14 protein-coding genes are annotated in these 15,279 nt (G+C 65.6%); all 14 read left to right on the top strand.

Annotation, left to right across the window (positions count from 1 at the left end):
• Positions 1-152 precede the first annotated feature (152 nt).
• The 14 genes from ACSFA5_RS30875 (at position 153) to ACSFA5_RS30810 (ending at position 15,273) form a co-directional block, all read left to right on the top strand.
• Positions 153-1,385 (top strand): branched-chain amino acid ABC transporter substrate-binding protein, encoded by a 1,233-nt coding sequence (locus ACSFA5_RS30875; protein WP_435447864.1) that lies wholly within the window; start codon positions 153-155, stop codon positions 1,383-1,385.
• 103 nt (positions 1,386-1,488) lie between these two features.
• Positions 1,489-2,442, top strand: a complete 954-nt coding sequence (locus tag ACSFA5_RS30870) for a branched-chain amino acid ABC transporter permease (protein ID WP_435447863.1) — start codon at positions 1,489-1,491, stop codon at positions 2,440-2,442.
• 4 nt (positions 2,443-2,446) lie between these two features.
• Complete coding sequence (locus tag ACSFA5_RS30865) at positions 2,447-3,790, top strand: branched-chain amino acid ABC transporter permease (RefSeq protein ID WP_435447862.1); 1,344 nt, start codon at positions 2,447-2,449, stop codon at positions 3,788-3,790.
• Between the two features lie 2 nt (positions 3,791-3,792).
• The gene (locus ACSFA5_RS30860; RefSeq protein WP_435447861.1) at positions 3,793-4,563 is read left to right on the top strand and encodes an ABC transporter ATP-binding protein; all 771 of its coding nucleotides are present in this window, start codon (positions 3,793-3,795) and stop codon (positions 4,561-4,563) included.
• Between the two features lies 1 nt (position 4,564).
• Entirely contained in the window at positions 4,565-5,260 is a 696-nt protein-coding gene (locus tag ACSFA5_RS30855; RefSeq protein ID WP_435447860.1) for an ABC transporter ATP-binding protein, read from the top strand.
• Positions 5,261-5,497: 237 nt separating this feature from the next.
• Positions 5,498-7,603: a 3-hydroxyacyl-CoA dehydrogenase NAD-binding domain-containing protein gene (locus ACSFA5_RS30850; protein WP_435447859.1), complete on the top strand. Its 2,106-nt coding sequence runs from the start codon at positions 5,498-5,500 to the stop codon at positions 7,601-7,603.
• 30 nt (positions 7,604-7,633) lie between these two features.
• Positions 7,634-9,109, top strand: a complete 1,476-nt coding sequence (locus tag ACSFA5_RS30845) for a M20 family peptidase (protein WP_435447858.1) — start codon at positions 7,634-7,636, stop codon at positions 9,107-9,109.
• Positions 9,110-9,149: 40 nt separating this feature from the next.
• Positions 9,150-10,325 (top strand): acetyl-CoA C-acyltransferase, encoded by a 1,176-nt coding sequence (locus tag ACSFA5_RS30840; RefSeq protein ID WP_435447857.1) that lies wholly within the window; start codon positions 9,150-9,152, stop codon positions 10,323-10,325.
• A gap of 170 nt (positions 10,326-10,495) precedes the next feature.
• Positions 10,496-12,349, top strand: a complete 1,854-nt coding sequence (locus ACSFA5_RS30835; RefSeq protein WP_435447856.1) for an acyl-CoA dehydrogenase — start codon at positions 10,496-10,498, stop codon at positions 12,347-12,349.
• Complete coding sequence (locus ACSFA5_RS30830; protein WP_435447855.1) at positions 12,349-12,627, top strand: hypothetical protein; 279 nt, start codon at positions 12,349-12,351, stop codon at positions 12,625-12,627. The genes ACSFA5_RS30835 and ACSFA5_RS30830 overlap by 1 nt, the downstream gene beginning before the upstream one ends.
• 9 nt (positions 12,628-12,636) lie before the next feature.
• Complete coding sequence (locus ACSFA5_RS30825; protein ID WP_435447854.1) at positions 12,637-12,975, top strand: Dabb family protein; 339 nt, start codon at positions 12,637-12,639, stop codon at positions 12,973-12,975.
• Positions 12,972-13,766 (top strand): SDR family oxidoreductase, encoded by a 795-nt coding sequence (locus ACSFA5_RS30820; protein ID WP_435447853.1) that lies wholly within the window; start codon positions 12,972-12,974, stop codon positions 13,764-13,766. The genes ACSFA5_RS30825 and ACSFA5_RS30820 overlap by 4 nt, the downstream gene beginning before the upstream one ends.
• A gap of 1 nt (position 13,767) precedes the next feature.
• Positions 13,768-14,232, top strand: a complete 465-nt coding sequence (locus ACSFA5_RS30815; RefSeq protein ID WP_435447852.1) for a PaaI family thioesterase — start codon at positions 13,768-13,770, stop codon at positions 14,230-14,232.
• Positions 14,233-14,256: 24 nt separating this feature from the next.
• Positions 14,257-15,273, top strand: coding sequence for an NADP-dependent oxidoreductase (locus ACSFA5_RS30810; RefSeq protein WP_435447851.1), 1,017 nt, complete (start codon positions 14,257-14,259; stop codon positions 15,271-15,273).
• The last annotated feature ends 6 nt before the right edge of the window (positions 15,274-15,279 follow it).

The following is a 15,279-nucleotide window of genomic DNA, read 5'->3' as shown; positions in this document are numbered from 1 at the left end:
ATTCGGCGAAACGCGGTGTCGCCTGCGCGATAGAAACGGGCCTTCGCGACCTCCCTCTTACGGGCATTCCCTGAGGGGAGGGGCTGCAATCGCTTGTACGCTCGTACAGCGTTTTGATTCGGTTCTGATTCGGTTTGACCAGGAGATATAGATTGAAGTTCGCTCTGAAAATCGCTGCCGCTGCCGTCATTGCGGCCACCGCCACCGGTGCCTTCGCCCAGAAGGGTGAAACCGTCAAGATCGCATGGCTCGACCCGCTGTCGGGCCTCATGGCCGCGGTCGGTACCAACCAGCTCAAGACCTTCCAGTTCTTCGCCGAAGAGTTCAACAAGAAGAACGCGGCGGGCGTGAAGTTCGAGATCATCGGCATCGACAACAAGCTCAGCCCGCAGGAGACCACCAGCGCGCTGCGCTCGGCCCTCGACCAGGGCGCGCGCTACATCGTGCAGGGCAACGGCTCCGGCCCGGCGCTGGCCATCATCGACGCGCTCGAGAAGAACAACGCGCGCAACCCCGGCAAGGAGGCGCTGTACCTGAACTACGCCGCGGTCGACCCCGACCTGACCAACAGCAAGTGCAGCTACTGGCAATTCCGCTTCGACGCCGACACGTCGATGAAGATGGAAGCGCTGACCACCTACATGAAGGACCAGCCGGAAATCAAGAAGGTCTACATCATTGGCCAGAACTACGCGCACGGCCAGCAGGTCTCCAAGTTCGCCAAGGAAGACCTGAAGCACAAGCGCCCCGACATCCAGATCGTCGGCGACGACCTGCATCCGCTGGCCCAGGTGCGCGACTTCGCCCCGTACATCGCCAAGATCAAGGCCTCGGGCGCCGACAGCGTCATTACCGGCAACTGGGGCTCCGACCTGGCGTTGCTCATCAAGGCGGCCAACGACTCGGGCCTGAACGTCAAGTTCTACACGTACTACGCCGTGACCACCGGCACGCCGACCGCCATGGGCGCCGCGTCCGACGGCAAGGTGTACCAGGTCGGCTATGCCCACTACAACATGGGCGGCGACATGCAGAAGTACGCTGACGACTTCAAGAAGAAGTTCAACGACGATCTCTACACCACCGACGTGTTCACCGTGTTCCAGGCACTGACCGAAGCCTTCGTGAAGACCAAGTCGACCGACCCCGTGAAGGTGGCCGCCGCCATGGAAGGGCTCAAGTTCAAGAGCTTCAACGGCGACGTCGAGCTGCGCAAGACCGACCACCAGCTGCAGCAAGGCCTGTACATCACCAAGTGGGAGAAGGCCAGCACCAAGTACCCGTACAGCCCGGAAAACACCGGCTACACGCTGGCCCCGGTGAAGTACTACGACGCCTACGTGGCGAGCACGCCCACTTCGTGCCAGATGAAGCGTCCTTCCTGAGCGCCAAAGTCCTGACTCACTGAGTTCCGGAACACGCCAACGCGGTCGAGGCCCGACTTCAACACTCGGGCCTTTTTCTTTTTTCACCTGACACGAAAGACCGATGAACGTCGAATTCTTCGTCATCTCGCTGCTCAACGGCGTGAGCTACGGCTTGCTGTTGTTCATGCTGAGCTCCGGCCTCACGCTGATCTTCAGCATGATGGGTGTGCTCAACTTCGCACACGCCAGCTTCTACATGCTGGGCGCCTACTTCGCCTACACGATCTCGGGCGTGCTGGGCTTCTGGCCGGCGCTGTTCATCGCGCCGCTGCTGGTGTTCGCGCTGGGCGCGGCCTTCGAGCGCTATTGCCTGCGCCGCGTCCACAAGTTCGGCCACGTGCCCGAGCTGCTGGTGACCTTCGGCCTGTCGTACCTCATCCTCGAACTCGTGCAGCTGGTGTGGGGCCGTTCCACGGTGCCGTACGGGCTGCCGCAGGCGCTGCAGGGCCCGCTCTTCACGCTGTACGGCACGCAGTTTCCCAAGTCGCGCTCGTTCATCATGCTGGTGGCCGTGCTGATGCTGGTGTCGGTGTGGCTGCTGCTCACGCGCACGCGCATCGGCCTGGTGATCCAGGCGGCGCTGAAGCACCCCGACATGGTCGAGGCGCTGGGCCACAACGTGCCGCGCGTGTTCATGATGGTGTTCGGCGGCGGCGCCGCGCTGGCGGGCCTGGCCGGCGTGGTCGGCGGCAACACCTACGTCACCGAGCCGGCCATGGCGGGCTCGGTCGGCTCCATCATCTTCGTGGTGGTGGTGGTGGGGGGCATGGGCTCGCTGGCGGGCGCCTTCCTGGCGTCGCTGATCATCGGCGTGGTGCAGACCTTCGCCGTGGCCATGGACCAGTCGCTCGCGGGCGCGCTGCAGTGGTTGGGCATGGCGGTGACGGAGCAGACCTTCGGCTACGAGCTGCTCAAGCTCACGATCTCGCAGGTCGCGCCCATCCTGCCTTATCTGTTCCTGGTGCTGATCCTCATCTTCCGCCCCAAGGGCCTCCTTGGCACCCGGGAGGACTGACGCCATGACCACCGCAACCACCACCAACCCTCCTACCGCCGGCACCGGCACCCCGCCGAAGAAGTACTACCGCTTCAAGCCGCTGAACATCGGCCGCATCCTGATCTGGTCGCTGTTCGCGCTGCTGCTGATCGTGGCGCCGATGCTCTTCAAGAGCAGCCTGGCGCTCACCATGCTGTCGCAGATCGGCTACCTGATCATCATCTGCCTGAGCTACAACATCCTGCTGGGGCAGGGCGGCATGCTCAGCTTCGGGCATGCGGTGTACGTGGGCCTGGGCTCGTTCATCGCCATCCACGCCATGAACCTGGCCAGCGCCGGCAAGCTGCCGATTCCGCTGGTGCTCATTCCGCTCGTGGGCGGCCTGGGCGGCATGTTCTTCGCCATGGTGTTCGGCTATGTGTCGACCAAGAAGTCGGGCACCACCTTCGCGATGATCACGCTCGGCCTCGGCGAGCTGGTGGCCGCCATGGCGCTGATGTTCCCGAGCTTCTTCGGCGGCGAGGGCGGCATCACCACCAACCGCGTGTACGGCGCATCTTTCTTCGGCATCACCTTCGGGCCGCAGAACCAGGTGTACTACCTGATCGCGGTGTACTGCTTCATCTGCACCGCGCTGATGTTCGCCTTCACGGGCACACCGCTCGGACGCATGCTGAACGCGGTGCGAGACAACCCGGAGCGCGTGGAGTTCATCGGCTACAACACGCAGCGCGTGCGCTACTTCGCCTTCATCATCGCGGGCTTCTTTGCGGGCATCGGCGGCGGGCTGGCGGCCATCAATTTCGAGATCGTGAACGCGGCGGACAGCCTGAACGGGCTGCGCTCGGGCAGCTACCTGCTGTTCACCTTCCTGGGCGGCGCGACCTTCTTCTTCGGGCCGATCATCGGCGCTGCGCTGCTGGTGTTCGCTCTGGTGCTGCTGTCGGAGCTGAGCAAGGCGTGGCTGCTGTACGTGGGGCTGGTGTTCCTGCTGATGGTGATGTTCGCGCCCGGCGGCGTGGCCAGCCTGATCATGATGAACGTGCGCGTGGCGCTGTTCGGCAAGATCAAGCGCTTCTACCTGCTTTACGTGGGCCTGTTCATCGGCGCGGCCATCATGCTGGCCGGTGCCGCGGCCATCGTCGAGATGATCTATCACATGCAGCTCAATGCAGCGCTCGGGCCCATGGTGCCGTTCGCGGGGCTGCAGCTCGACACCTCGTCGGCCACGGCCTGGATCATTGCGGGGGCCTTGCTGGCGGTGGGCCTGGGCATCTTCGAGGTGGTGCGCAGGCGCTTCGCGAAGGCATGGGGCCACGCGCAGGAAGAAATCGAAGCCGAGATCAAGCGCCGGGAGGTGGCATAGGCATGACTTACTCACTCGAACTCAAGGGCCTGCGCAAGAGCTTCGGCAAGACCGACATCATCCGCGGGGTCGACCTGGCGGTGAACGCGGGCGAGCGCATCGCGATCATCGGGCCGAACGGCGCGGGCAAGTCCACGCTGTTCAACCTGATCAGCGGGCGCCTGGCGCCCACCAGCGGCGAGGTGCTGCTCAACGGACAGCGCATCGACGGCAAGCAGCCCTACGAAATCAACCGCATGGGCCTGTCGCGCAGTTTCCAGATCACCAACATCTTTCCGAAGCTGAGCGTGTTCGAGAACCTGCGCTGCGGCGTGCTGTGGAGCCTGGGCTACAAGTACACCTTCCTGCGCTTTCTGTCGAACCTGCACGACGCCAACGAGCGCACGGAAGAACTCATCAAGCAGATCGGGCTGGAGAAGAAGCGCGACGTGCATGCGGTGAACCTCACGTACGCCGAGCAGCGGGCGCTGGAAATCGGCGTGACCATCGCGGGCGGTGCCAACGTCATCCTGCTGGACGAGCCGACGGCGGGCATGAGCAAGACGGAAACCTCGCACTTCATCTCGCTCATCAAGCACGTCACGGTCGGCAAGACGCTGCTGACGGTGGAGCACGACATGGGCGTGGTGTTCGGCCTGGCCGACAAGATCGCGGTGGTGGTCTATGGCGAAATCATCGCCTTCGATTCGCCTGCTGCCGTGCGTGCCAATCCACGTGTGCAGGAGGCGTATCTGGGCTCTTCTGTTGCCGACGCACAAGGCGCAGGACACTGACATGCTGAAACTTCAAGACATTCACGCCTACTACGGCAAGAGCCATGTGCTGCATGGCGTTTCGTTCGAAGTTGGCGCCGGCGAAATCGTCGCGCTGCTGGGCCGCAACGGCTCGGGCCGCTCGACCACCGCCAAGGCCATCATGGGCCTGGTGCATGCCGAGGGCGGACTGCACTGGAAGGGGCAGGACATCCTGCGCCGCAAGGCCTACGAAATTGCGCACTTCGGCATCGGCTACGTGCCCGAGAACCGCGACATCTTTCCCAAGCTCACGGTGCACCAGAACCTGCTGCTGGGGCAGAAGGGCACGGGCAAGGGCAGCCGCTGGCAGTTCGACGACATGTACGGCATGTTCCCGCGCCTGAAGGAGCGCCAGCACACCGAGGCCGGCGTGCTCTCGGGCGGCGAGCAGCAGATGCTCACGCTGTGCCGCACGCTCATGGGCGACCCCGACCTGATCATCATCGACGAGCCGACCGAAGGCCTCGCGCCCAAGATCGTCGAGCTGGTGGGGCAGTATTTGCGCACGCTCAAGGACAAGGGCATCTCGGTGCTGCTGATCGAGCAGAAGCTCACCATCGCCATGCAGATCTCCGACCGCGCGCTCGTCATGGGCCACGGCAGCATCGTGTTCGACGGCACGCCCGACAGCCTGCGCGCCGACGCCACCACCCGCAAGGAGTGGCTGGAGGTTTAGCAAACCCCCAGGCTTCGCGCACTTCGTGTCGCTACGCCAACCCCCTTGCAGGGGGCAACACCAGCGGCCCGGCAAAGCCGGTTCCGCGGTGTTCCCCGAAAGTCCCGCCCTCCGCACGAAGGGCTTGTCCCGGCAGCGACTGCATGCCATTGTTGCGCCGCGACAAACGCCTAGAATCCCCCGAAAAAGAACACTCGTGCTTTTTCTTCTTTTTCTTCACACACCAAGGAACGCAGCATGACGGCTGAATACAAAGTGCTCGGCGATGTCGCCGTGATCACCCTGACCAACCCCCCGGTCAACGGTCTCGGCTTCTCGACGCGCATCGGCATCACCGACGGCCTCGCCAAGGCCAATGCCGACGACGCGGTCAAGGCCATCGTCATCACCGGCGCCGGCAAGGCGTTCTCGGGCGGTGCGGACATCAAGGAATTCGGCACGCCCAAGGCGCTGCAAGAGCCCAACCTGCTGAGCGTGATCCTTGCGCTCGAAGCGTCTCCCAAGCCCATCGTCGCGGCCATCCACTCTGTGTGCATGGGCGGCGGGCTCGAGCTGGCCCTGGGTTGCCACTACCGCGTGGCCGCGCCCGGCACCAGCGTCGCGCTCCCCGAAGTCAAGCTGGGCCTCATTCCCGGCGCCGGCGGCACGCAGCGCCTGCCGCGCGTGATCGGTGTGGAAACCGCCTTGAACATGATCGTCAGCGGCGAGCCCGTGAAGAGCGAACTGCTCGCGAGCCTGCCCGGCCAGAAGCTGTTCGACCGGCTGTCGGTGTCGCCCGAATCCGTGTTCGAAGAAGCCGTCGCCTTCGCCAAGAGCGTGGGCGGCAAGACCGGCGAAGCGCTGCCCCTGGTGCGCAACCTGCCGTGCAAGCACCCGCAAGGCGATGCCTACTTCCAGTTCGCCAAGAACATGGTCGGCGGCATGTCGAAGAACTACCCCGCGCCGCTGCAATGCGTGGACGCCGTGCAGGCCGCCACCAAGCTGAAGTTCGACGCCGGCATGGCCGAAGAGCGTCGCATCTTCACCTCGCTGATGTTCACGCCCGAGTCGCTGGCGCTGCGCCACCTGTTCATGGCCGAGCGCGCCGCGAGCAAGATCCCCGACGTGGCCGACGACACGCCCAAGCGCGACATCAAGGCCGTGGGCGTCATCGGCGCCGGCACCATGGGTGGCGGCATCTCGATGAACTTCCTGAACGCGGGCATCCCCGTGAAGATCCTCGAGATGAAGCAGGACGCGCTCGACCGCGGCGTGGCCACCATCAAGAAGAACTACGAAGCCCAGGTCAAGAAGGGCAAGCTCAAGCAGGACAAGTACGAGCAGCGCATGGCGCTCCTGAGCACCACGCTGAGCTACGACGACCTGAAGGATGCCGACCTGATCATCGAGGCCGTGTTCGAAGAACTCGGCGTCAAGGAAAAGGTGTTCAAGGAGCTCGACCGCGTCGCCAAGAAGGGCGCCATCCTGGCGTCGAACACCTCCACGCTGGACGTCGACAAGATCGCCGCCTTCACCGACCGTCCGCAGGACGTGGTCGGCATGCACTTCTTCAGCCCCGCCAACGTGATGAAGCTGCTCGAAGTGGTGCGCGGCAAGGCCACGGGCAAGGACGTGCTCGCCACGGTCATGGCCATTGGCAAGAAGATCAAGAAGACGGCCGTGGTCTCGGGCGTGTGCGACGGCTTCATCGGCAACCGCATGATCGAGCAGTACTCGCGCCAGGCCGGCTTTCTGCTGGACGAAGGCGCGCTGCCGCAGCAGGTCGACAAGGCCGTCGAGAAGTTCGGCTTTGCCATGGGCCCGTTCCGCATGGGCGACCTGGCCGGCAACGACATCGGCTGGGCCATTCGCAAGCGCCGCGCCACCGAGCGCGCCGACATGAAGTACAGCCGCACGGCCGACAAGCTCTGCGAACTGGGCCGCTTCGGGCAGAAGACCGGGGCAGGGTGGTACGACTACCAAGCCGGCAAGCGCGACGCGATTCCGTCGGAGCTGGTCAACAAGATGATCGAGGACCACCGCAAGGAACTGGGCATCACGCCGCGCAAGATTTCCGACGAAGAAATCGTGCAACGCCTGGTGTACGCGCTGGTCAACGAAGGCGCGCACATCCTGGAAGACGGCATCGCGTCGAAGTCGGGCGACATCGACATGGTGTACCTCACCGGCTACGGCTTCCCGATCTGGCGCGGCGGCCCGATGCACTACGCATCGCAAGTCGGCCTGTACAACGTGGCCGAGACGATGAAGCGCTTTGCGAAGAATCCGCTCGACGACGCCGAGTTCTGGCAGCCTGCGCCGCTGATCCAGAAGCTGGTGACCGAAGGCAAGTCCTTCAGCTGAGACTGAACCGCGTCCGGGGTCGAACCGCCAATGTTGAAACGCATCTTTCTCGGGCTGCTGCTGGCCGTCGTGTTGCTGGTGGCCGCCGTGGCGGTCAAGACCTGGACCACGCCGTCGCAGCAGCTGGCGGTCGCGCCGGCACCCCAGCTGAACGTCGACCTGCAGGCGGCCGCCAGGCGGCTGTCCACGGCGATCACGTTCCGCACGGTGTCGGGCCTGGACGACCCGGTCGCCAACGCGGCCGAGTTCGACAAGCTGCATGCCTTTCTGGCGCAGCAGTTTCCCAAGGTGCACGCCACGCTGAAGAAGGAAGTGGTGGGCAACAAGGCGCTGCTCTACACCTGGACCGGCACCGACCCCCAGGCCAAGCCCATCGCATTGATGGCGCACCAGGACATGGTGCCCATCGCCCCCGGCACCGAGAAAGCCTGGACGGTCGACCCCTTCGCGGGCGAGATCAAGGACGGCTTCATCTGGGGCCGCGGCACGCTCGACAACAAGAGCAATCTTTTCGCGCAGATGGAAGCCATCGAGCTGCTCATCGGCGCCGGCTTCAAGCCGAAGCAAACCGTCTACCTCGTGATGGGCGACGACGAAGAAGTCAGCGGCCTGCGCGGCGCGCTGCCCATTGCCGAGCTGCTCAAGTCGCGCAACGTGCGCCTGGACTGGGTGCTCGACGAAGGCCTGCTGGTGCTCGACGGCGTACTGCCGGGCCTGAGCAAGCCCGCGGCACTCATCGGCCTTGCCGAGAAGGGCTACGGCACCTTCTTCCTGTCGCTGGACACGGCCCCCGGCCATTCGTCGATGCCGCCGCAGCACAGCGCCATCGGCAGCATGAGCGCGGCGCTCGCACGGCTCGAGGCCAACCCGATGCCCGGTCACATCCAGGGCGTGGCCGGCCAGATGTTCGGCGCGCTGGCGCCCGAGATGAGCGGCGTCAACCGCGTGATGCTGTCCAACCTGTGGCTCACCGAGCCGCTGGTGCGCGGCCAGCTCGAAAAAAGCCCGAGCAGCAACGCGATGTTGCGCACGACCACCGCGCTGACCGTCGTGCGCGCCGGCAATAAAGACAACGTGCTGCCCGGCCGCGCCGAGGCCGCCGTCAACTTTCGCATCCTGCCGGGCGATTCGCTGGCCAGCGTCGAGGCGCACCTGCGCAAGACACTGGCCAACGACGGCATCAAGATCAAGCAGTACCCCGGCAACGCCGAGCCGTCGCCCGTGTCCTCGACCGACAGCACCGGCTACCGCGCCATCCAGCAGGCGGTGCGCCAGAGCTTTCCCGACGCAGTGGTGGCCCCCGGCCTCATGACCGCCGCGACCGACTCCCGGCACTTCAGCCTCGTGAGCGACGCCGTCTTCCGCTTCTCGCCGTTCCGCGTGAAGGCCGAAGACCTGGCGCGCTTCCACGGCAACAACGAACGCCTGGCCATCTCCAACTACGGCGAGATGATCGGCTTCTATCACCAGCTCCTGAGCAACACCAACGTGGCTCCGGCGCAATGACGACAAGCTCTTTTCCCTTCCATCTTCAAAGGACCTCACCATGACCAGCGCCGTCATCGTTTCCACCGCCCGCACGCCGCTCGCGAAGAGCTGGAAGGGTGCCTTCAACATGACGCACGGCGCCACGCTGGGCGGCCACGCGGTGCAGCACGCGGTGCAGCGCGCCGGCATCGATCCCGCCTCGGTGGACGACGTCATCATGGGCTGCGCGACGCCCGAAGGCGCGACCGGTTCCAACATCGCGCGCCAGATCGCGCTGCGCGCCGGCCTGCCGGTCACCACGTCGGGCATGACCATCAACCGTTTCTGCTCCTCGGGCCTGCAGACCATCGCCACCGCCGCGCAACGCATCATCGCGGGCGAAGGCGAGGTGTACGTGGCCGGCGGCGTCGAGAGCATTTCTTGCGTGCAGAACGAAGCCAACACGCACATGCTGGCCGACCCGTGGCTCGTGAAGCACAAGCCCGAGATCTACTGGAACATGCTGCAGACGGCCGAGCAGGTCGCCAAGCGCTACAACATCGGCCGCGACGCCATGGACGAGTACGGCGCGCAAAGCCAGCAACGCGCCACCGCCGCGCTCGAGGCCGGCTTGTTCAAGGCTGAAATCGCCCCCATCACCGTGCTGGCCGGCGTGGCCGACCCCGTGCTGGGCCTGCGCACCAAGGAAGTCACCATCGAGAACGACGAAGGCATTCGCCCCGGCACCACCAAGGAAGGCATCAGCGGCATTCGCCCGGCCATTCCTGGCGGCGTGATCTCGGCCGGCAATGCCAGCCAGTTCTCCGACGGTGGCGGCGCCTGCGTGGTGGTCGACGACAAGTACGCCCAGCAGAAGGGCCTGAAGCCCATCGGCCGTTTCCTCGGTTTCGCCGTGGCCGGCTGCGAGCCCGACGAGATGGGCATCGGCCCGGTCTTCGCCATTCCGAAAGTGCTCAAGCGCCTGGGCCTCACGGTCAACGACATCGACCTGTGGGAGCTGAACGAGGCCTTCGCCGTGCAGGTGATCTACTGCCGCGACAAGCTCGGCATTCCGGGCGACCGCCTCAACGTGAACGGCGGTGCCATCGCCGTGGGCCACCCCTACGGCGTGAGCGGCCAGCGCCTCACGGGCCACGCGCTCATCGAAGGCAAGCGCCGTGGCGCCAAGAAGGTCGTGGTCACGATGTGCATCGGCGGCGGCATGGGCGCCGCGGGCGTGTTCGAGGTTCTCTGACTCTCTTCCAGCGTGCGGCGCACTGCGTGCCGCCTTCGCCAACCCCCTTCCGGGGGCAACACCAGCGGCCCGGCTGAGCCGGTTCCGCGGTGTTCCACGAACGGGCCTGGCTTCGCCGGCCGACGAGCACTACCGGTGGCGGTCGGTAGCCTCCACATCAAGACCCCATCATGAGCCTGCGTTCCACCCTCGACTTCCTGCTCTACGACTGGCTCGACGCCGAGTCGCTCAACCAGCGCGAACGCTTTGCCGATCACTCGCGCGAAACCTTCGACGCGGTGCTCGACACCTGCGAGCGCATCGCGCGCGAGAAATACGCGCCGTTCAACCGCACGGTGGACACGCAGGAGCCGCACTTCGACGGCGAGAAGGTCGTTCTTCCCAAGGCCACGCACGATGCGCACAAGGCCTTCGTCGAATCGGGAATGATGAGCGCCGCGCAGGACTACGACATCGGCGGCATGCAGCTGCCCTACACGCTGTCGGCTGCGGCCAACAGCTTCTTCGCGATGGCCTCGGTGAGCATCGGCTCCAACATGCTCACGAGCGGCAACGCCAACCTGCTGATGGTGCACGGCACCGACATGCAGAAAGAGGTGTTCGCCAAGAACGAGTTCTCGGGCCGCTGGGCCGGCACCATGTGCCTGTCGGAGCCGCAAGCCGGCTCGTCGCTGAGCGACGTGGCCACGCGAGCGGTGCCCGACGGTAAGGATTTTCAGGACGACCCGCTCGGCCCGCGCTACCGCCTCACGGGCAACAAGATGTGGATCTCGTCGGGCGACCACGAGCTGACCGAGAACATCGTGCACATCGTGCTGGCCAAGATCCCCGACGCGAACGGCAAGCTGGTGCCGGGCACGCGCGGCATTTCGCTGTTCATCGTGCCCAAGCGCATGGTGAACACCCAGGGCGCGCTGACCGGCGAGCGCAACGACGTGGCACTGGCGGGCCTGAACCACAAGCTGGGCTGGCGCGGCACCACCAACACGCTGCTGAATTTCGGCGAGGGCAAGTACCCGGTCGACGGCAAGGCGGGGGCGGTGGGCTACCTGGTCGGCGAGCCCGGCAAGGGGCTGCACTGCATGTTCCACATGATGAACGAGGCGCGCATCGGTGTCGGCACGGCCGCCACCATGCTGGGCATGGCGGGCTACCACGCCTCGCTCGAATACGCGAAGAGCCGTCCGCAGGGCCGGCTGGTGAAGAAACCTGAAGCCGCCGGGGCCGCCGTGGTCAAGGACTCGGCCGCGCCGCAGGTGCGCATCATCGAACACGCCGACGTGCGCCGCATGCTGCTGGCGCAAAAGTCGTACTGCGAGGGCGCGCTGGCGCTGGAGCTGTACTGCGCGCGCCTGGTCGACGAGCAGAAGACCGGCAGCGCGCAAGCCGCCGACGACGCGCGCCTGCTGCTGGAGGTGCTTACGCCCATCGCCAAGAGCTGGCCCAGCGAGTGGTGCCTGGAGGCGAATTCGCTGGCCATCCAGGTGCACGGCGGCTACGGCTACACGCGCGACTTTCCGGTGGAGCAGTACTGGCGCGACAACCGCCTGAACATGATTCACGAGGGCACGCACGGCATTCAGGCGGCCGACCTGCTGGGCCGCAAGGTGCTGATGGAAAAGGGCCGCGGCCTGCAGTTGCTGGCCGAGCGCATGACCGGCACCATCGCCCGCGCGGCCAAGGTGCCGTCGCTGGCGGCCCACGCCAAGGCGCTGGACGCCGCGCTGCAGCGCATCGGCAGCGCAACCGAGGCCGCCTGGTCCACCGGCGACCCGGCGGACGCGCTGGCCAATGCGGTTCCCTACATGCAGGCCTTCGGCCACACGGTGCTGGCCTGGATCTGGCTCGACGTGGCGCAAAGGGCCCTGGACATCGACGGTGCAAAGGCGAGGGCGGTAACAGCTGGCAAGATTGGCGCCACGGACTATTTCTTCCACTACGAGCTGCCGAAAATCGGTGCCTGGCTCCAGGTGGTCGAAACCCGCGACCCGACCTGCACCGCTTTGCCCGAGGACGCCTTTTGATGGCCATCAACAATCCGCCGAACCCCACCCCCACCCCGACCACCACGCCCCCCGCCGCCAAGCCGCCGAAGCCCCATGCGCGGCTCGAGAAGTGGATCTGGATCCTGATCTACGGCGGCCTGTTCGTCATGATTCTTGGCATTGCCACCGGCCGCAACGATGCGGCGCTCGGCTGGGCCATCGCCGTGCCCGGCGGCCTCGTGGCCGCGGTCGGTTTCGTGCTGATCTACTTGCGCTCGCGCCTGCCGGACAACACGCCCGCCAACAGCAGAAAGTAGAGGCCCGCCATGCTCAAGCACATCGTGATGTGGAAGTTCAAGGAACACGCCGAGGGCGCCGACAAGGCGACCAACCTTCTGAAAGCCAAGGCGCTGCTCGACGCCTGCGCCAAGCTGTCGCCCGGCACGCACCGCTTCGAGGTGGCCATCGCCCAGCCCGGACTGGAAGCGACCTACGACCTGGTGCTGTACTCGGAATTCACCGACGCCGCCGCGCTCGCGGCCTATGCGGACCATCCGCAGCACGTGGCGCTCAAGCCCTTCATCGGCGCGGTTCGCGAAGCCCGCCAGTGCATGGATTTCCTGACAAAGACAACACCAACGCCTGACGGAGACACCACCCCATGACGCCCCGCAACATCAAGCAGCTGTTCGACCTCACCGGCAAGACCGCCCTCATCACCGGCGGCTCGCGCGGCCTGGGCTTGCAGATGGCCCACGCGCTGGGCGAAGCCGGCGCGAAGATCATGCTGAGTTCTCGCAAGGCCGACGACCTGGAACAAGCCGCCGCCGAGCTGCAGGCCGCAGGCATCGACGCGCGCTGGATCGCCGCCGACTGCTCGAAGGAAGAAGACACCCGCCGCCTGGCCGACGAGACGCTGCAGCGCATGGGCGCGGTCGACATCCTCATCAACAACGCCGGCGCAAGCTGGGGTTCGCCGGCCGAGAGCCACCCGGTCGAAGCCTGGGACAAGGTGATGAACCTCAACGTGCGCGGCTACTTCATCCTGTCGCAGCAGATCGCCAACGGCTACATGATTCCGAAGAAGACGGGGCGCATCATCAACATCGCCTCGATCGCCGGCCTCAACGGCAACGGCCCGGGCATGCAGACGCTGGCCTACAACACGTCGAAGACCGCGGTCATCGGCTTCACCAAGACGCTGGCCGCCGAGTGGGGCCGGTACGGCATCAACGTGAACGCCATTTGCCCCGGCTTCTTCATGACGAAGATGGCTGCCGGCCTGATCAAGTCGCTCGGCGAAGACAACATGGCCGCCGCCGCGCCGCTCGGGCGCCTGGGCGACGAGGAAGACCTGAAGGGCATCACGCTGCTGTACGCGAGCGATGCCGGCAAGCACATCACCGGCCAGTGGCTGGCGGTGGACGGCGGGGTCAGCGTCGTGCTCGGGGCCTGAGATGTCTTCTTCCGATTCCAGCGACATCAACATCCGTTCGTACACGAGCCAGATTCCGTTCGCTCGCCATCTCGGCTTCGAGCTGACGAAGTTCGAGGGCGGCGAGTCCGAGATCCTGTACACCGCCAAGCCCGAACACCTGAACACCTTCGACGTGACACACGGCGGCGCCTGCATGACGCTGCTCGACATCACCATGGCGGCAGCAGCGCGCAGCGTGTCGCCCGAGACCGGCGTGGTCACCATCGAGATGAAGACCAGCTTCATGCAGCCCTCGGTCGGCCCGCTGCATGCGCGCGGCACGCTCATTCACCGGACCGCCACGCTGGCCTTCACCGAAGCCAAGATCTACGACGCGCACGAGCGCGTGTGCGCCCATGCCACCGGCACCTTCAAGTACGTGAAGCGCCGGCTGCCCACGGGCCCCACCAGCGTCAACGAGATGCGCCCGCCTTCCACCGATTAATTGCATTCCCCGCAGGAGCCATTCATGCCCACCAACAAGCAGATTCACCTCGACAACCGTCCCGAAGGCGAGGCCACGGCCTCCAACTTCAAGCTCGTGACCAGCGAGACCCCCGTGCTCGATGACAACCAGGTGCTGGTGCGCCACCACTACGTGAGCCTGGACCCTTACATGCGCGGGCGCATGAACGATTCGAAGAGCTACACCGCCAACCAGCCCGTGGGCCAAGTGTTCCAGGGCGGCACCGTCGGCGAGGTGGTCGAGAGCAAGCACCCCAGGTACGCCGTCGGCGACAAGGTGGTCGGCTTCGGCGGCTGGCAGGAATACAGCGTGGTCGATGCCTCGCAACCCGGCGCGCTGAAGAAGGTCGACACCACGCACGTGCCGCTGTCGCACTACCTGGGCGCCGTCGGCATGCCCGGCGTCACGGCCTGGTACGGCCTGGTGAAGATCATTGCGCCCAAGGACGGCGAAACCGTGGTCATCACGGCGGCCAGCGGCGCGGTCGGCAGCGCCTTCGGCGCGCTGGCCAAGGCACGCGGCCTGCGCGTGGTCGGCATCGCGGGCGGGCCCGACAAGTGCAAGTACGTGACCGACGAGCTCGGCTTCGACGCCTGCATCGACTACAAGCAGCACCCCGACGTCAAGAGCATGAGCGCCGCGCTGAAGGAAGCCTGCCCGAACGGCATCGACGGCTACTTCGAGAACGTGGGCGGCTACATCTTCGACGCCGTGCTGCTGCGCTGCAACGCCTTCGCCCGCGTGGCGCTGTGCGGAATGATCGCGGGCTACGACGGTGCGCCGCTGCCGCTGGCGAACCCCGCGCTGATCCTCATCAACCGCCTGAAGATCGAAGGCTTCATCGTCAGCGAGCACATGGACGTGTGGCCCGAGGCACTGGGCGAGCTGGGCGCGCTGGTGGGCAGCGGCAAGCTCAAGCCGCGCGAGTCGGTGGCGCAGGGCATCGAGGCCGCGCCCGAAGCCTTCCTGGGGCTGCTGAAGGGCAAGAACTTCGGCAAGCAACTGGTCAAGCTGATCTGAGCCGAC

This window comes from Variovorax monticola, from assembly GCF_051216855.1.
GTDB lineage: Bacteria > Pseudomonadota > Gammaproteobacteria > Burkholderiales > Burkholderiaceae_C > Variovorax.
The sequence above is the reverse complement of the archived record's forward strand: the minus strand, read 5'-3'. Positions and strand labels throughout refer to the sequence as shown.

What these genes read in the sequence shown, in the direction of transcription:
- ACSFA5_RS30870 (WP_435447863.1), top strand. Translation starts at nt 1,489, where the DNA reads ATGAACGTCGAATTCTTCGTCATCTCGCTGCTCAACGGCGTGAGCTAC.
- ACSFA5_RS30865 (WP_435447862.1), top strand. Translation starts at nt 2,447, where the DNA reads ATGACCACCGCAACCACCACCAACCCTCCTACCGCCGGCACCGGCACC.
- ACSFA5_RS30860 (WP_435447861.1), top strand. Translation starts at nt 3,793, where the DNA reads ATGACTTACTCACTCGAACTCAAGGGCCTGCGCAAGAGCTTCGGCAAG.
- ACSFA5_RS30855 (WP_435447860.1), top strand. Translation starts at nt 4,565, where the DNA reads ATGCTGAAACTTCAAGACATTCACGCCTACTACGGCAAGAGCCATGTG.
- ACSFA5_RS30850 (WP_435447859.1), top strand. Translation starts at nt 5,498, where the DNA reads ATGACGGCTGAATACAAAGTGCTCGGCGATGTCGCCGTGATCACCCTG.
- ACSFA5_RS30845 (WP_435447858.1), top strand. Translation starts at nt 7,634, where the DNA reads ATGTTGAAACGCATCTTTCTCGGGCTGCTGCTGGCCGTCGTGTTGCTG.
- ACSFA5_RS30840 (WP_435447857.1), top strand. Translation starts at nt 9,150, where the DNA reads ATGACCAGCGCCGTCATCGTTTCCACCGCCCGCACGCCGCTCGCGAAG.
- ACSFA5_RS30835 (WP_435447856.1), top strand. Translation starts at nt 10,496, where the DNA reads ATGAGCCTGCGTTCCACCCTCGACTTCCTGCTCTACGACTGGCTCGAC.
- ACSFA5_RS30830 (WP_435447855.1), top strand. Translation starts at nt 12,349, where the DNA reads ATGGCCATCAACAATCCGCCGAACCCCACCCCCACCCCGACCACCACG.
- ACSFA5_RS30825 (WP_435447854.1), top strand. Translation starts at nt 12,637, where the DNA reads ATGCTCAAGCACATCGTGATGTGGAAGTTCAAGGAACACGCCGAGGGC.
- ACSFA5_RS30820 (WP_435447853.1), top strand. Translation starts at nt 12,972, where the DNA reads ATGACGCCCCGCAACATCAAGCAGCTGTTCGACCTCACCGGCAAGACC.
- ACSFA5_RS30815 (WP_435447852.1), top strand. Translation starts at nt 13,768, where the DNA reads ATGTCTTCTTCCGATTCCAGCGACATCAACATCCGTTCGTACACGAGC.
- ACSFA5_RS30810 (WP_435447851.1), top strand. Translation starts at nt 14,257, where the DNA reads ATGCCCACCAACAAGCAGATTCACCTCGACAACCGTCCCGAAGGCGAG.